This is a genomic window from Cryobacterium sp. MLB-32 (assembly GCF_000738085.1).
Lineage (GTDB): Bacteria > Actinomycetota > Actinomycetes > Actinomycetales > Microbacteriaceae > Cryobacterium.
In genome coordinates this window covers 1-883 of the sequence record NZ_JPRS01000799.1, presented here as the reverse complement: position 1 = coordinate 883, position 883 = coordinate 1, and the positions used below count along the sequence as shown (strand labels likewise).

1 protein-coding gene is annotated in these 883 nt (G+C 60.0%); it reads left to right on the top strand.

What is annotated here, in order from left to right:
- Window positions 1-192: 192 nt before the first annotated feature.
- Entirely contained in the window at window positions 193-735 is a 543-nt protein-coding gene (locus JF66_RS21450) for a transcriptional regulator (protein WP_035881069.1), read from the top strand.
- The last annotated feature ends 148 nt before the right edge of the window (window positions 736-883 follow it).

Below are 883 nucleotides of genomic sequence, written 5' to 3'. Positions count from 1 at the left end.
GGGGCAGTGCGATGGTGAACACCCCGTCGGCGAGGTTGGAGAACCCGGAGGACGTCCATAGTTTCCAGTAGGACGAACCCAGCGGCATGGGGTGAGGGTGTCTGCTGCGGGGAACCATCTGCTCACTCTGACAGGGTGATTGAGAAACTTCAAGGTGATTGGATTAAATACATCAGACGGTAGGATTGCCATATGACGGAGGAACAACCGACGGCCACGGACACTAAGAATCCGTCCGCGAGCGCCCGCGAGATCAAGGCTTTGGCGCACCCTCTCCGTCTGAGGATCTTGCGGTTGTGCGGGCTCCATGAGCTCACGAACAAGCAGCTCGCGGATCGACTTGCCCAGGACCCGGGTACGGTGCTGTATCACGTCAGGCAACTGCACGCAGCGGGATTCCTCGAGCGTGGTGAGGTTCGCACCGGCGAAAGTGGCGCGTTGGAGAAGCCCTACCGGTCCACGGGCCGCTCATGGAATCTCGACACCGCGCTCAGCGACGCGGGCCCCGAAGCGCCTCTCGCTCCACTCGACGCGCTGAGAGACGAGCTGATGGAGGCAGGACCAGACTCGTTAGCGACGCTGTCTCGATTCGTTGTGCACCTTTCCAAGCAGGACGCGGAAACGTTCATCTCGCGGGTTCAGTCCGTTCTCAGCGAGTTTGTTGATAGCGATCAGGAGCGTTCGGATCAACCGGCATTCGGCGGCATGTTCGTCCTGCACCGCACTTCCGACTAACGTGGCGGTGGCCGGATGTCCCACAGCGGGTTCCTCCTCGCGAACGCGAATTGGCCACTCTGCTTCCTCGGTCTATGTTGCACCGTGTGCGTCCGGTCTGTGGTTCGATCAGATATGAGCCGAAGTTTTCAGACTGGTCTAACAGTGA